The following is a 13,838-nucleotide window of genomic DNA, read 5'->3' on the forward strand; positions in this document are numbered from 1 at the left end:
AGGTACCGAAGACTCGATTTCGGGAGAAGGCGCACGGGAGTGGTAGATCGAAGAGCGAACGTAGAAAGGTGCCGTTCTGCCGACGGAACGCGGGCCGACAAACGGGGGCGGTATCACACGAGGAGCGTCACCCCTCCACGAAATCCGGTACGCCGGCCTCCAGCTTTCCGCCGTGGAGCGTCAGGCACCGGTCGGCCTCGTCGATGAGCGTCCGGTCGTGCGTGGCGATGAGGATCGTCTTGCCGTAGTCCCGCACGAGCTCGGTCAGCACATCCATCACCTGCTGGCCGGTTTCGTAATCCAGGTTGCCGGTCGGTTCGTCCGCCAGGATCAACAGCGGGTTCGCCGATAGGGCCCGGGCCAGGGCAACGCGTTGCTGCTCCCCGCCTGAGAGCAGGTCCGGGAAGCTGTCTTTACGGTCGGCCAGGCCGACCCGATCCAGGACCTCGAGCGCGCGGGCTTCCTCATCGCGGCGCCCGGACAGCTCGAGCGGAAGGGTGATGTTTTCCGCGACCGTGAGCGTCGAGATGAGATTGAACGACTGAAAGATGAAGCCGATGTTTTCCCGGCGAAAGAGGGTGCGGTCCGTTTCGGACAGCCGCGTCAGGTCCGTATCGCCGATCACGACGCGCCCGCTCGTTGGAAGGTCGATGCCGCTGATGAGGTTGAGCAGCGTGCTCTTTCCGGCACCGCTCCGTCCCATGAGCACAACGAACTCGCCGGGTTGTATCTCTGCGTTCAGGTTGTCCAGAACCGTGCGTTCGTGTTCACCTTCGCGAAACGACTTGGTGATCCCTTCAAGAGAAACCAGACCGTCGTACGGGGGAAACTCCGGGTCGGAGCTAGAAGAAGGGGGGCGGGCCATTGTGGGATGCGACGTGCGGGGTGAGAGTCGGTGCGTGGCTGAACTTCAGGTGCAGCGCACGGGTTCGATCGGAGCGTGCCTGCGAAGCATCGATTGGACCGCGCGCTACCGGGCTTGTTCGCAGCGACGCCGGCCTGCCACCCGACACAGAATGGAAGTCCCGACATTGTAACCAGCGTCAAACTTACGCGGAGCCGCTGTTCTCTTTTCCTTTCCCTTCGACGCCATGTCCTACGCTGCCGGGTTCGAAAGTCTCAAACGCGAAGCAACCGTTGGCGCCCTTCCGATCGAAGGATCGATGCCTCGGTGGTTGAGCGGCACCCTGATTCGCAACGGGCCCGCCCAGTTCGAGGTCGGCACGGATGCCTACAATCACTGGTTCGACGGCCTCGCGATGCTCCACGCCTTCCAGGTTGCCGACGGAGAGGTGTCCTACCGAAACCGATTCCTGGAGTCCCGGTCGCGAACCGAAGCGCTGGAGCGCGGCCAGATTTCGCGTGCAGAGTTTGCAACGGACCCGTGTCGATCGATTTTTCGACGCGTCATGTCCATCTTCCGCCCGCGGCTGACGGACAATGCCTGCATCAACATCGCAAAGCTGGCCGGCGACTGGGTGGCCATGACGGAAACGCCGCTGCCGGTCGCGTTTGATCCGGAGACGCTGGACACCGCCGGCGTGACCGACTTTGCGGATGACCTCGACGTGCAGACGATGACGGCCCATCCGCACATCCATCCGGATACAGGGCAAATGACCACGTACGGTGCGTCGTTCGGTCGGTCGTGCCGGTACCATGTTTGCGCCGTCGACCCGGGGAGCCGCCGGCGGGACGTCCGTGCGACCTTGCCCGTCGATCGGCCGAGCTACATGCACAGCTTCGGTCTCACGGAACGATACGCGATCCTCTCGGAATGGCCGCTGCGCGTGGACCCGCTGGACATGCTGCTTGAGGGCAAGCCGTTCATCGAAAACTACGAGTGGTCGGCGCAGGAGCCAACGCGCTTTCGGGTCGTCCGCCTCTCCGATGGCGAGGAAGTCACGCAGGTCGAAGCGCCACCGGCGTTCGCCTTTCATCACGTCAATTCGTTTGAGCAGGGAGACGCCATCGTGTGCGACATTGTGACGTACGACGATGCCAGCATCATCGATGAGCTGTACCTCCAACGGCTGCGGTCGGATGAGCCCACACCTGCGGTCGGTACCCTGCATCGATATCGCCTGCCGCTCGGGGGCTCCGCGTCTCCTGTGAAGCCGGAGCCTCTGTCGGAGACGCGGCTGGAGTTGCCCCGCGTTCACGATCAGCGCGTCGAGGGCCGGCCGTACCGGTTCGTGTACGGCGTCGGAGCGCGCGAGGCCGGCAACTTCACCGATCAGCTCGTCAAGATCGACGTCGAGAGCGGCGCGTCCCGGATGTGGCGGGAGTCGGGGACGTATCCCGGTGAGCCCGTCTTCGTCCCGTCCCCCACCGGAGGCGCGGAAGATGAGGGATGCATCCTGTCGGTTGTGCTCGACCCAAATCAGGATCGGTCCTTCTTGCTGGTCCTGGACGCAGAGACCTTTTCCGAGCAGGCGCGAGCACCGGTGCCCCACGCCATTCCCTTCGGCTTCCACGGGCAGTTTCTCGGCACCTGATGGCCGGCGCGACCGGATCGCGTGATGCGGGCTGTGCGAGCAAACAGAAAGGGACGCCGTCCATCGGACGACGTCCCGTGTCTACGTTGCCTGTCTTCGCTATTGTCTCTACTCGAATCGCGTCAGTTTCACCTTCAGACGGCGGGCCTGCGGCTCTGACTTACGCCACTGAACGAGGATGGGGCTTTGGTACCGACCCTGAACGATCGTGCCTTCGCCATTTCGCTCATCTTCCGTCACGAGGAGGCTGACCGAGCGCTTCATTCGGAGGAAACGTTCGGCGGGGACAGCGAAGCACTTATCGATGACCCGTTCCACGAGCGACTCAGAGAGGCCGAGCGTGTCAAGTACCCGGTTGACGAGACGAACCAGGTCGTACTTGGCGTAATTCTTCACCTTGCCGGGGACGGCGCCCGGGTCCCGGAGCATGTTGCGGCCTTTCCGCGCCATGAAGCGGAGCGGGTCGCGCAGCACCTCTGCCAGGTCGTGCTTCATCAGAAGCGTTTCGTACTCGTTGACCGTCAGGCCCGCGTGCGTTTCGTCTGTTGCGAGGTCGATATGAACGCGCCCCCGGCGAATGCCGTGCTCGGCGAGAAGTTCGTGGAGTTCATCGAACACGCCGAGGCGAGGATCACGGAGGCTGATCGAGTCGATCGGGTGGGTCGATACCGGCACGACGATCTCCGTTTCTTTGACCAGTCGCTCGTCGTTGTATCCGAGAACGGTCGTGGTGCGTTCGCGCCGGTCCTGGTTGTCCTTGTTGACGCCGTCCAGGTCGATGAAAAAGACGGGGCGCGACGGGTCGCTCGGGTAGGTGACACAGTTCTCGAGCCCCGAGCTGATAAACGTCAGATGCGAATCAGCATTGCGGGGCTCGTTTTGTCGCTGCGCCGGACTCAGCTCCCGGCGAAGATGCATCTGGTCGTGGCGGTACTCGGCGCCGAACGGGAAGAGTTCCTGGAACGGCTCCAGGAACTGGTGGACCGAGTCATCGCTCTGGCCGAGCCGGTTGCAAATCGTCTCCTCGAGAAAGCCGGCCGTGGTATGATGCGAGCAGTAGAGCGCTCGCTGGTACTCCGCCAGGAAGTCGGTCGAGATGTCCCGAACGCGCTTGTTGACGTCGATCACGTCAACGCGGCGCTCCGGGCGGAGCTGAATCGTAAGTTCGGTGGGGGTGGATGCCATAGCATCACGATTCTGACGACAAGAGTCCGGCCTCGCCCGTCCGCACATGCAGGTGGTGAGGTGCGGCCACGAGACTAGGGAAGTTGGGTGGAGCCCACAAGGGGGCGTCGCCGTCCTTCCCGCGTCGCCGTGCAGGTAGCTGGCACAACGAGACGGTCGGCGAGGAGAACGGACCGATGAGCAGGGCGAACGCACCCGTCTGGGTGACCGGCCGGTAGTCGAACCATGCTGCGAACCGGGGGACCCGGGACGCGCTACACGTCTGACGCCGACTTGTGCCGTGCATCAAAATCCGTCCGATGTACAGGTGATACGCGGGGCAGTTCCAATCCCGCTTTGCGTCAAAAGATGAGGGCGAGCAGGGTAAGATGCGACGCTGCAATGTAATTTATGCGTACGCGATCACGGGGTCGGCGGTGTCCCTTTTGGCGCACCGCTGGACGGCCCGGTTCGTCCCTTTGAGCGGGCGCAACCGGCCGTGCGATCCTCGATCCGTCACAGGTGAACCGTCCCTACAGGTGGACCTACCCTATCGTGGCGAAGCAACGACCGGAACATCGTCTTCGGGCTGCATTGAAAATTGATCGCGCGCCGGCGTTCCCTTGCCGTCGTAACGGCGTATTCCGCCGCCGAGTCGAACGCGTGCGTGCCGGGCCCGGAGAACCTCATGCGCCGGTGTCGTCCACGATGTCGGCAGTTCGATGGCCGTCTGCGAGGCGCAGACGAACGCGATCGCCCGGGGACAGGCTCGCTGCCGTCCGAACGATGTCACCGTCTCGCTCTACCATGGCGTACCCGCGACGAAGCGGCGCTTCCGGATGTGCGGCATGGAGCCGGTCCTGAAGACGTTCGACCTGATGCCGCCGGTCCTCGACGAGGCGCCGGGCCGAGCGGTGCAACTGCTCCACGGCACCGTCGAGTCGCTGTTGCATGTCTCGCAGTCGTCGAATCGGTTCGTGGAACGCGCGCGAGTCGACCAGGTGGCGGACGCGCCGGCGTGCGTCCTGGATCGGACGCGTTGTCGCATCGCGCAGTCGGTCGACCAGTCCGCGGACCTGAAGCTCCAGGTCGCGCCGATCCGGGACGGCGATCTCGGCTGCCATGGAGGGCGTAGCGGCCCGCTTGTCGGCGACGAAGTCCGCGATCGACACGTCCGTTTCGTGTCCAACGGCGCTAATGATCGGAATGTCGCTGTCGGCCATCGTGCGGGCGACGATCTCTTCATTGAATGCCCAGAGGTCTTCCGCGGAGCCTCCACCGCGCCCGATGATCAGCACGTCGACGCGTTGGTCGCCGTCCGCCGGTACCGCGTTGAAACGGGCGATGGCATTGGCGATAGCTTTCGGAGCGTCGATGCCCTGGACCGGAACCGGGCAGAGGATGACCTCTGCTGCCGGAAAGCGGCGTTCCAGTACCGATAGAACGTCCTGCAACGCCGCGCCCTCCCCGGAGGTGGCGACGCCGATGCGTCGGGGAAACGTGGGGAGCGGCTTCTTTCGGTCACGGTCAAACAGGCCTTCTTCCTTCAGCTTTCGCTTCAGGCGCTCGAAGGCCTCTTGCTGCGCCCCCTTCCCGGCGCGGCGCATCGAGTTGACCAGGATCTGAAGGTCCCCCCGGCGCTCGTAGACCGAGGCCTTTCCCGTCACCTGCACAAGGAGTCCATCTTCCGGTTCGAAGTAGATGTGCTGTGTCAGGTATCGCCACATCACGCACCGGATCTGTGCGTCATCGTCCTTGAGCGTAAAATAGCAGTGCCCGGATGCCGCCCGTTTGAAGTTCGACAGCTCCCCCTCTACCCGGATGTCCCCATAGTGCTTCTCGACCAGCGAGCTGAGGCCCTCCGTAAGCTCGGTGACGGAAAGAACCGCCTCCTTTTCCGGGGGGGAGGCGTCCTGTTCGGACGAACGGTCCTCGTTGGACGCACTGGACGGGGCGTCAAGTCCTGCGGAAGAAAAGAGGTCGGAGGCCACGAGGCGGACGGATGGAAAAAGGCGGAAGAGACGACGAGGGGACCGAAACGTGCCAAATCCGTCGCCCAATGTCCAGCCACCTTCATCCCTGTGTACGTGACGATGACGGGAGATCTGCCCGGCGTGTCGCAAGGTCGTCACATTTGAGCGTGCATTTATCTTAATCTTTTCTTGAAATGTGGTTCACGACACATTAACATCTGTTGTTCGCCTGGTGCCCTGCCGGGTCCGAGGCGGCGCGTGAAATTTCTTCGTCTCCATCCCATAGCTTCCCCGATGCAGCATGGCACATTACCGATACCAGATCTGGACCGGTGTCTTCATCTTGCTGCTGTGCGTGGCGACCGCGCCGCAGGCCTGGGCGCAGCGCGCCGTCAGCGGGCAGGTGATTGACGCTGAAACGAGTGAAACGATTCCGGGCGTTAACGTGCGGGTCGAGGGAACGACAACCGGTACGACCACCGGGCCGGAGGGTCGCTTCGAGATTCGCGTTCCGGCTGACCGCAACGCTCTGCTGTTTACGTTCGTCGGTTATCGCAACAAAACCGTGGAACTGGGGCCGGATGAATCCGAACTGACGGTGCAGTTGGAGCCCGACGTCCTCGGTCTCGATGAGGTCGTTGTGACGGGGCTTGCGACCAGCGTCAAGAAGCGCAACCTGGCAAACTCCGTCGGAACGATTCAGCAGGAAGATCTCGTCCCGGTGCCCGCGCAGACCCTTGAACGTGCGTTGAGCGGGAAGATTGCGGGTCTGTCCGTAAGCCAGAACACCGGTGCTCCCGGCGGTGGCATCAACGTGAACCTTCGGGGGACGTCCACCATCACCGGATCGACGCAGCCGCTGTACGTCGTGGATGGAGTGATCCTCGACAACTCCGCCATCCAGCCGGGTCTCGACTTCGTGTCGGCGGCGGCCGGGGCGGGGAGCGACCGACCGCAGGGCCAGCCGACCAACCGGATTGCTGACATCAACCCCAACGATATTCAGTCGATCGAGGTGCTGAAGGGGGCGAGTGCGGCTGCCATCTACGGGGCGAAGGCGACAAACGGCGTGGTCATCATCACAACCAAGCGCGGCCAGGCCGGCGACACCCGGATCAACTTCACCCAGCAAACCGGCGTCAATAGCATTCTCAACGAGATTGGGACGCGCGATTTCCGGAACGCGGACAATCTGGATCCGGACGTTCAGGCGCAGGTCGACGAGAATGGATTCATCGACTACGAGGATCTGGTGTATGGCCGAGAGGGCCTCACCAGCGAAACGACGCTCAGTCTATCCGGCGGGGATGAGGACACCCGGTATTACGTGAGCGGACTCTCGCTGACGGAGAACGGTATTGTCGAAAATACAGGATACGACAAGTATTCCGCACGCGTGAATGTGGAGCAGAATTTCGGCGACCGGGTTCGCTTCCAGCTCAATACGTCGTTTACGCGATCGGAGTCGGATCGAAGCATCACCGGGAATGAAAACCAGGGCGCCACGACGCTCGGCTTCTCCGTCGCGTTCACACCAAGCTATGCCGACATCCGTCAGAATGAGGATGGCACCTTCCCGGAAGGTCCGGCGGGCTCGAATCCGCTGCAGACGGTGCAGCTGCTGAAAAACAACGAGGTCTCCTATCGTGGCATCGTGGCCGGGCTCGTGAACGTCAACCTGTTCCAGACCGACTCGCAGAACCTCGACCTGGTCGTGCGTGGCGGTTCGGATGTGTACTCGCTGACGAACGAGATCGTGTCGCCGCCGGAGCTTCAATTCGAGCAGAACAAAGCGCTGTCCGTCCGCGGCGTCTCTGTGGCTGGTGAAACGACGAGTCTTAGCACAAACATCTGGACGAATCTTGTCCACCAAGCCGCCCTGCGAGACGGGCTTAACTTCACGACGACGGCCGGCTTTCAGTACGAGACTCGCGACATCGACAACGTGCAGGCGCTCGCCGAGGGCCTGGTAAGCACGCAGGAGAATATCGATCAGGCGACCAGTCTTCGTGGCTTCGAGGACGTCCTGAAGCAGCGAGAAATTGGCCTCTTCATTCAAGAAGAAGCCGACATCAACGAGAAGTTTTTCTTGACCGCCGGGGTGCGTGCGGATGCAAGCAGCCGGGTCGGGGATACGGACCAACTCTTCCTGTACCCGAAATTCTCGGGGTCCGTACAGCTGGCAAGCTTCGACTTCTGGGAGCCGCTTACGTCCGCCCTGCCACAGTTCAAACTGCGTGCTGCTTTCGGTCGCACGGGCAACCTGCCGGATGCGCAGGCCAAGTACACCTCGTTGGTGCCGGAAAACATCGGGGGCGTCGGCGGGGTGCTGGTCCCGACGCGCCGCGGTAATCCGGAGATCGACCCGGAGACGACGCAGGAGATCGAGGGCGGCATCGATCTGGCGTTCTTCAACGAACGGGGAACGCTTGAACTGACGTACTACCGGCAGAATATCGAAGACCTCATTCTCGAGAACCAGCTGCCGACATCGTCCGGTTTCGCGACTGAGTTCATCAACGCCGGGGACATGCGCACCAGCGGGATCGAGGTGTTCCTCAACGTGATCCCGATCAACACATCGAATTTCAACTGGCAGTCGACGGTGACCTTCGCCCGTGACCGGTCCGAAATCACGCGGCTCGCGGTGGATCCCTTCCAGGTCGGTGGTTTCTCGCTCGGACTCGGCCAGTTCCGGATCGAAGAGGGCCTTTCGCCAACGACGATCGTTGGGCTCGATGAAGAAGGAAACCTGACCCGGTACGGCAACTCCAATGCAAACTTCCAGATGGGTTTCAACAACCGCGTGTCGGCCTACGGTGTCGAGTTGTCGATGCTCTGGGACTGGAAGGACGGCGGAGACGTCATTAACCTTGGCAAGCTCATAACGGACCTGGCCGGCACAACGCCCGATCTCAACACAGAGGCCGGTCGCGCCCGGGCCAACGGTGCGGGGGGGACGGGCCGGTATGTGGAAGACGGGTCCTACGTGAAACTGCGCGAGCTCAGCCTCACCTACAGCCTGCCCCGATCGCTGCTGGATGGTTGGTTCAACGGCTCCGTCCGGAACGCGAACGTGGGTATCGGCGGCCGCAACCTGTTGATGTTCACGCCCTACGACGGCTATGATCCAGAAGTCAGCCAGTTCGGTAACGTGGCGGTCGGCCGTGCGGTCGACGTGATCCCCTTCCCGTCGTCGCGAAACGTGTACTTCAAAGTCGGGCTCGGCTTTTAGCCATCGCTCCCGTCCACCGTTCTCCCCTGCCCGACGCAACCGAACCGACCGATGAAGACCTCCATGTATACGTTTCGCCTGAACTTTCTCATGCTGGGTTTCGCCTGCTTCCTGCTCGTGGGATGTGACACGCTGGAGTTCGACGACCCCAATGCACCCAGCGCGGACGCCGTGAGCCTGCAAAACCTGGCAACAGGAACAGAAGGCTCCATGCGGTCCGAGATTGAGATCTACCTGCAGACGACGAGCATCTTCGGCCGCGAGGCCTACTATTTCGAGCCGGCCGATCCGCGCTATACCGGAGAACTGTACACAGGACCGCTCGATGGAAACGGGTTTCTGGTCGTTGATCCCTGGGCATCGAGCTATCGGAGCATCAAGAATGCCCGGGACCTGATCGACCGCGCACGCTCGGTCCGCGAAGAGACTCCGAGCCAGTTCTCCGAAGAAGACCTGTCGGCCTCCATCGGCTTCGGCCAGACAATCATCGGCTACCAGCTGCTGCTCGTACTGAACTCGACGTGGGATAACGGGCTCAAGATCGAGTTCAGCGACGACGTCGACACCCCGATCGTCTCGCGATCCGACGCGTTCACAGAAATTAACCGGTACCTGGATGAAGGCTACGCCAACCTTCAGGCAGGCGGGGACTTCCCGTTCCAGCTCTCGTCGGGCTTCGGGGACGTCGACTTTGCCGCGTTTAACCGGGCCATCCGGGCACGTGCAGCGGCGTACCAGGAAGACTACGACACGGTGCTCGATGCGCTCGACGACTCCTTTCTCATCGCGGATGGTTCGGAGCTGGATCTCGGGACGTATCATCTGTTCGGGACGGGAACCGGCGAGCGAGTGAATCCCCTGTTCGAGGTGCCAACGTCCTCCACGGTTAAGCTCCGCGCGCATCCGTCGTTCAAGGACGACGCCGTGGCAGGCGATGAACGGTTCTCCGGCAAGGTGCTCGACCGAACGAATGACGGGGATTTCGTGGCAAGCCCGTCAGCCGCAAACGGTCTGTCGAGCAAGCTCGCGGTGGCGATCTGGGACGGGTCGACGTCGCCCATATCGATCATTCGCAACGAGGAGCTTCTTCTCCTGCGGGCCGAAGCACGAATCCTGGGTCCGAATCAGGATCTCAATGCGGCGGTGGACGACCTGAACCTCATTCGTGAGGCCGCCGGCATCGGGCCGTACACCGGCCCGGTAACGGAGTCGGACGTATTTGACGAAATGGTGTACAACCGCCGATATTCGCTCTTCCTGGAGGGACATCGCTGGGTGGACGCGCGGCGGTTTGGTCTGTTGAACACGCTTCCGGTCGATGCCGTGGGCGACCCGCCGTCGCCGGCGCAGATCTTTTCGCAGGTCCCTATTCCGCTGGATGAGATCCCCGAAAACTGATTCTTTGCGGTCCCTGTTGCAGCGCCCTCTCCGCCAGACCGGCCGGAGAGGGCGTTTTGCATTGCGGCAACACGCCGGTCCCTTGAGCCTCTTTACGATACCGACCGGCGCTCCTTTCACACGATTTGTGGACGCGATGACCGTATGGGATGGGCACACGGGATGGTCTTCCGCGTTTGGAGTCACCGTTCCGTTCGATCGCGCTCGTCCGTGACGAGGCGCTTCCGTTTCACTGATACCCGCCCACCTTTATGCCCGAAACGATCCGCATTCAGTTTGTTTGTCTCGGCAATATCTGTCGCAGCCCGCTCGCCGAGGCCGTATTTCGCGACAAGGTCGTCGATCAGGGTCTGGGCGATCGCTTCGAGATCGAGTCGTCCGGTACCGGCGACTGGCATGTCGGCGAAGGAGCGGACAACCGGATGCGCCAGACGGCCGCCGACAATGGCCATTCGCTCGAAGAGCATACCGCCTCGCAGTTTCAGGCTGAAGATCTGGAGGCGTACGACCACGTCTTCGTGATGGACAAGAGCAACCTGAACGACGTGCTCTATTTCGACGAAGACGACCGGCACAGTGGCAAGGTCCGGCTTTTCCGCGAGTTCGACCCGCAGCCCGGCGATTATCAGGTCCCGGATCCGTATTACGGCGGGGAGGAGGGGTTTCAGAACGTCTATGAGATCGTGAGTCGGACGTCTGAGGTCATTTTGGAGCGCCTGGTCGCGGAATATGATCTGAACAGCGGTCCCGTCGAGCCGTGAGCCGAACCGGGCGGTGCCGGTCAGGTCCGGAGCCGGTAGGCGCTTGCGATCAGGTAGGCGGCGTACAGGCCGAGGGCGACGCGGGCGTAACGACCCAGCCAGATCGGTTCGATCGTGGGGTGGATCCAGGCGGCGTACGTCTGTGGCGGGACGTACCAGCCCTGACACATCTCCGCGGCGTCCGAGCCGAAGGCGCACGTGAGCAGGGGGAGCATGTACACGATGCCCAGGAGGCTGTACCCTACGGCAATCCGGCTCCAGTCTTGATATGCTTCCTCGAGCCGGGACTGCGGTAGCAGCGTCCGCCCGCGCAGGACAGTGAGGGCATCTCCGCGCCAGAGGGCGAGCGGGATCATCGCTCGTGCCAGCCACCCCGTTACGAAGCCAAGTTGCACCTCACCGATCCAGAGGTAGACCGTCACGCCGAGCAGCGCCGACGCCCGCCAGTACACCAGCATGCGGTCCCGGACGGAGGGGGTGCGCCAGGATGCCACCAGCAGGCCGAGGGGGATGAGCACCAGCAGGAGCACGGCGATAACAAAGTCTGCGTGGATCAGCGTCCGGTAAAAACTCACGCGGCGGGGTGGGAAGACGAAAAGACGGTGGTCACGGATGCGGCGCCGTCACGTACGTTGCGCCGGTGATCGGGGCGCCGGACTGTTCTCGCCTACCCGAACGGCGGTGCATCGGTTCATGTGCATCCTGATTCGTCTCTCTATTGGTACTAACAAGGATTGCTTATGCCCGTCGATGTTCTCGTGATCGATGCGTTCGGTCCTCTCTTGCACCGCGCGACCGGCCAGGCCGGTGAGGGTGCATCCACGCTGCTACGTCGGGCCGCGGCGGAGGACGTGCGTGTCGTCGTGACCGACCTCCGGGGGGCGGAAGACGTCAAGGCGAACGTCCAGTCGGCCGGGATCGACATGCCGCCGGAGGCCGATGTGATGCCGGCCTCGAGTGGGTCGACGCCTCGCGAGCGAGTGAACGGCGTGGCGGAAGCTGCGGGAGTCCATCCGGCCCAGTGCGCAACGGTCATTTCGACGCCCTGGGCAGCATTTGCCTCTGTCGAAGCCGGCGCGACGGTGCTGGCGGTAGCGCAGGAAAGTGCCGGGGAATCCCTCCAGCAGAGCGGCGCGCGCGGTCGGTACGAGAACGCCCGGGCCCTGGCGGAAGACCTTCCCGGCGCGCTCGACCGATGTGGACCGCAGGCCTTCTCGTTGACACCGGATCGTCTCGATACGTTGATGGGCGGGGCCATCGAGGCTGCCACACGCGGCATGGATGCGGGAGAACTGCCGATCGGGAGCACACTGGTCTCGGCGGACGGCGAGACGCTGGGGCGAGGGTACAACGAGGCGCGCAGCACCGGGCGGACGACCGCCCACGCGGAAATGCAGGCCATCGCGGACGCGGAGCGGCATCACGCCGTCAAAGCGGAGCGGGGGCTCGTTCTCGTAACCACCATGGAGCCGTGTGCGATGTGCTTCGGTGCTGCGCTCGAGGTTCAGATCGATGCCATCGTGTACGCGGTCGAGGCGCCGGAGAACGGCGCAATCGGACGGTGCACGCCGAACCGGGGCCCGGAGGCCGTCCACCCTCGGGTCGTTGGAGGCATCCGTCGGTCGGACAGCATCGACCTGCTACGGACGTGGGTGGAGTCGTCCGGAGAACGCGGGTTCGTACACCGTCTCTTGGAATCCGTCACCTCGTGACGTATTCTCCCACGCCCCTACGGTCTCTGAAAGGACACGGGCCGTGCGGGACGGCATCGTCTTTGAGGTGGAATGGGCCGCTCCGGGATCATGGTTTCGGGCAACGGCATTGAATATGGTCTCGGATCTGCCTCCCAGATGCCGGGACCGGGATGTATTCGTTTCGCGTTTTCCCGACCTCCATCATGATGCGTCGTACCCCCCTCGTTGCTCTTCTTGTCTGCCTCGGACTGATGGTCGCGTGCGCGACCGGGACCACGTCACAAACCGGGAAGGTTGCCCCCGGGATGACGGAGCGGGGCGAGGCGAGCTACTACGCCGACAAGTTCGTCGGGCGACAGACCGCCAGCGGCGATGTCTACACGCACCGCAAGCTGACGGCCGCCCATCGGACGCTCCCGTTCGGGACGCGCGTTCGGGTGACCCGTCTGGACAACGGGAAACAGGTCACAGTTCGGATCAACGATCGCGGCCCGTTCAAGCGAGGTCGAATCATCGATCTGTCCAAGTCTGCGGCGAAACGCATCGACCTCGTTCTCGACGGCGTGGCGGACGTGAAGATCGAAGTGATGAGCGCGGCGAACCGCGGGTCGTCGCCAGGTCCGGAGCCGGATCGGACCGGCGACAGCAGCACGTCCTGGTAGTCGATCTTTGAGCGAAGCCGGAGCTCGCTGTTTGGATCGATTGCCCGGCGGGTTAGTCGTCGCGATGGACGGTGTCCGGGCTGAATGCAGGGAGGCAGATCGCCACGTACTCGGCGCCCTCGTCGCCCGGCGTGCTGTAACGAATCCACTCGCCGGCGCGCGTGAGCACGGCCTGACCGGGCCCGACCTCAAATTCGCCATCTTCGTGTTCGACATGAACGCGTCCGCGGAGGACGAGCGTGATTTCGTCAAACTCCGGTCGCTGCCCCGGCTCCTCCCAGCCGCCGGGGGATGTCATCCGGGCCACGCTGAGCGCCTCGTGCCCGGTGTTCACCCGGCCCACGTATTCCTCGATGCGTTTTGGCTTCGTTCCGGCAGACTCGACGACGGAGGGGGACTCGATGAGTTTCGGCATGGGAGAGGCGTTAGGGGATAAAGGGTTGGCGTGCTACG

General features: G+C 62.9%; 11 protein-coding genes. 6 read left to right on the plus strand and 5 right to left on the minus strand.

All coding sequences use genetic code 11. The features are described 5' to 3' along the window. Positions 1-127: 127 nt before the first annotated feature. Complete coding sequence (locus tag ACFCU0_RS11000) at positions 128-865, minus strand: ABC transporter ATP-binding protein (protein ID WP_434973721.1); 738 nt, start codon at positions 863-865, stop codon at positions 128-130. 226 nt (positions 866-1,091) lie between these two features. Here ACFCU0_RS11000 and ACFCU0_RS11005 point away from each other — a divergent pair, with 226 nt between their 5' ends. Continuing rightward, the gene (locus tag ACFCU0_RS11005; protein ID WP_434973722.1) at positions 1,092-2,498 is read left to right on the plus strand and encodes a carotenoid oxygenase family protein; all 1,407 of its coding nucleotides are present in this window, start codon (positions 1,092-1,094) and stop codon (positions 2,496-2,498) included. Between the two features lie 108 nt (positions 2,499-2,606). Here ACFCU0_RS11005 and ACFCU0_RS11010 read toward each other — a convergent pair whose 3' ends face one another. Both ACFCU0_RS11010 and xseA read right to left on the minus strand, forming a co-directional pair. Then, complete coding sequence (locus tag ACFCU0_RS11010; protein ID WP_434973723.1) at positions 2,607-3,683, minus strand: hypothetical protein; 1,077 nt, start codon at positions 3,681-3,683, stop codon at positions 2,607-2,609. A 665-nt stretch (positions 3,684-4,348) separates the two neighbouring features. Beyond that, positions 4,349-5,653, minus strand: a complete 1,305-nt coding sequence (gene xseA / locus ACFCU0_RS11015) for an exodeoxyribonuclease VII large subunit (protein ID WP_434973724.1) — start codon at positions 5,651-5,653, stop codon at positions 4,349-4,351. A gap of 283 nt (positions 5,654-5,936) precedes the next feature. On the opposite strand from xseA, the gene ACFCU0_RS11020 reads away from it, so the two are divergent. From ACFCU0_RS11020 to ACFCU0_RS11030, 3 genes are all read left to right on the plus strand, one after another. Next, a complete protein-coding gene (locus ACFCU0_RS11020; RefSeq protein ID WP_434973725.1) occupies positions 5,937-8,870 on the plus strand; it encodes a SusC/RagA family TonB-linked outer membrane protein in 2,934 nt (977 codons plus the stop codon). A gap of 51 nt (positions 8,871-8,921) precedes the next feature. Next, positions 8,922-10,268 (plus strand): RagB/SusD family nutrient uptake outer membrane protein, encoded by a 1,347-nt coding sequence (locus ACFCU0_RS11025; RefSeq protein WP_434973726.1) that lies wholly within the window; start codon positions 8,922-8,924, stop codon positions 10,266-10,268. Positions 10,269-10,519: 251 nt separating this feature from the next. Continuing rightward, positions 10,520-11,029: a low molecular weight protein-tyrosine-phosphatase gene (locus ACFCU0_RS11030; protein ID WP_434973727.1), complete on the plus strand. Its 510-nt coding sequence runs from the start codon at positions 10,520-10,522 to the stop codon at positions 11,027-11,029. A 20-nt stretch (positions 11,030-11,049) separates the two neighbouring features. On the opposite strand, the gene ACFCU0_RS11035 is transcribed toward ACFCU0_RS11030, so the two are convergent. Then, a complete protein-coding gene (locus ACFCU0_RS11035) occupies positions 11,050-11,604 on the minus strand; it encodes a DUF3177 family protein (protein ID WP_434973728.1) in 555 nt (184 codons plus the stop codon). 165 nt (positions 11,605-11,769) lie between these two features. Here ACFCU0_RS11035 and ACFCU0_RS11040 point away from each other — a divergent pair, with 165 nt between their 5' ends. Both ACFCU0_RS11040 and ACFCU0_RS11045 read left to right on the plus strand, forming a co-directional pair. After that, positions 11,770-12,741: a nucleoside deaminase gene (locus tag ACFCU0_RS11040; protein ID WP_434973729.1), complete on the plus strand. Its 972-nt coding sequence runs from the start codon at positions 11,770-11,772 to the stop codon at positions 12,739-12,741. A 185-nt stretch (positions 12,742-12,926) separates the two neighbouring features. Continuing rightward, positions 12,927-13,385: a septal ring lytic transglycosylase RlpA family protein gene (locus ACFCU0_RS11045; protein ID WP_434973730.1), complete on the plus strand. Its 459-nt coding sequence runs from the start codon at positions 12,927-12,929 to the stop codon at positions 13,383-13,385. Positions 13,386-13,437: 52 nt separating this feature from the next. On the opposite strand, the gene ACFCU0_RS11050 is transcribed toward ACFCU0_RS11045, so the two are convergent. Next, the gene (locus ACFCU0_RS11050; protein WP_434973731.1) at positions 13,438-13,800 is read right to left on the minus strand and encodes a cupin domain-containing protein; all 363 of its coding nucleotides are present in this window, start codon (positions 13,798-13,800) and stop codon (positions 13,438-13,440) included. Between the last annotated feature and the right edge of the window lie 38 nt (positions 13,801-13,838).

Origin of the sequence: Longibacter sp. (assembly GCF_051155795.1) — a bacterium.
Classification (GTDB): Bacteria; Bacteroidota; Rhodothermia; order Rhodothermales; family Salinibacteraceae; genus Longibacter.

Coding starts and splice junctions, on each gene's coding strand:
- ACFCU0_RS11040 (WP_434973729.1), top strand. CDS start 11,770: ATGCCCGTCGATGTTCTCGTGATCGATGCGTTCGGTCCTCTCTTGCAC.
- ACFCU0_RS11050 (WP_434973731.1), bottom strand. CDS start 13,800: ATGCCGAAACTCATCGAGTCCCCCTCCGTCGTCGAGTCTGCCGGAACG.
- ACFCU0_RS11020 (WP_434973725.1), top strand. CDS start 5,937: ATGGCACATTACCGATACCAGATCTGGACCGGTGTCTTCATCTTGCTG.
- ACFCU0_RS11000 (WP_434973721.1), bottom strand. CDS start 865: ATGGCCCGCCCCCCTTCTTCTAGCTCCGACCCGGAGTTTCCCCCGTAC.
- ACFCU0_RS11045 (WP_434973730.1), top strand. CDS start 12,927: ATGATGCGTCGTACCCCCCTCGTTGCTCTTCTTGTCTGCCTCGGACTG.
- ACFCU0_RS11010 (WP_434973723.1), bottom strand. CDS start 3,683: ATGGCATCCACCCCCACCGAACTTACGATTCAGCTCCGCCCGGAGCGC.
- ACFCU0_RS11025 (WP_434973726.1), top strand. CDS start 8,922: ATGAAGACCTCCATGTATACGTTTCGCCTGAACTTTCTCATGCTGGGT.
- ACFCU0_RS11030 (WP_434973727.1), top strand. CDS start 10,520: ATGCCCGAAACGATCCGCATTCAGTTTGTTTGTCTCGGCAATATCTGT.
- ACFCU0_RS11005 (WP_434973722.1), top strand. CDS start 1,092: ATGTCCTACGCTGCCGGGTTCGAAAGTCTCAAACGCGAAGCAACCGTT.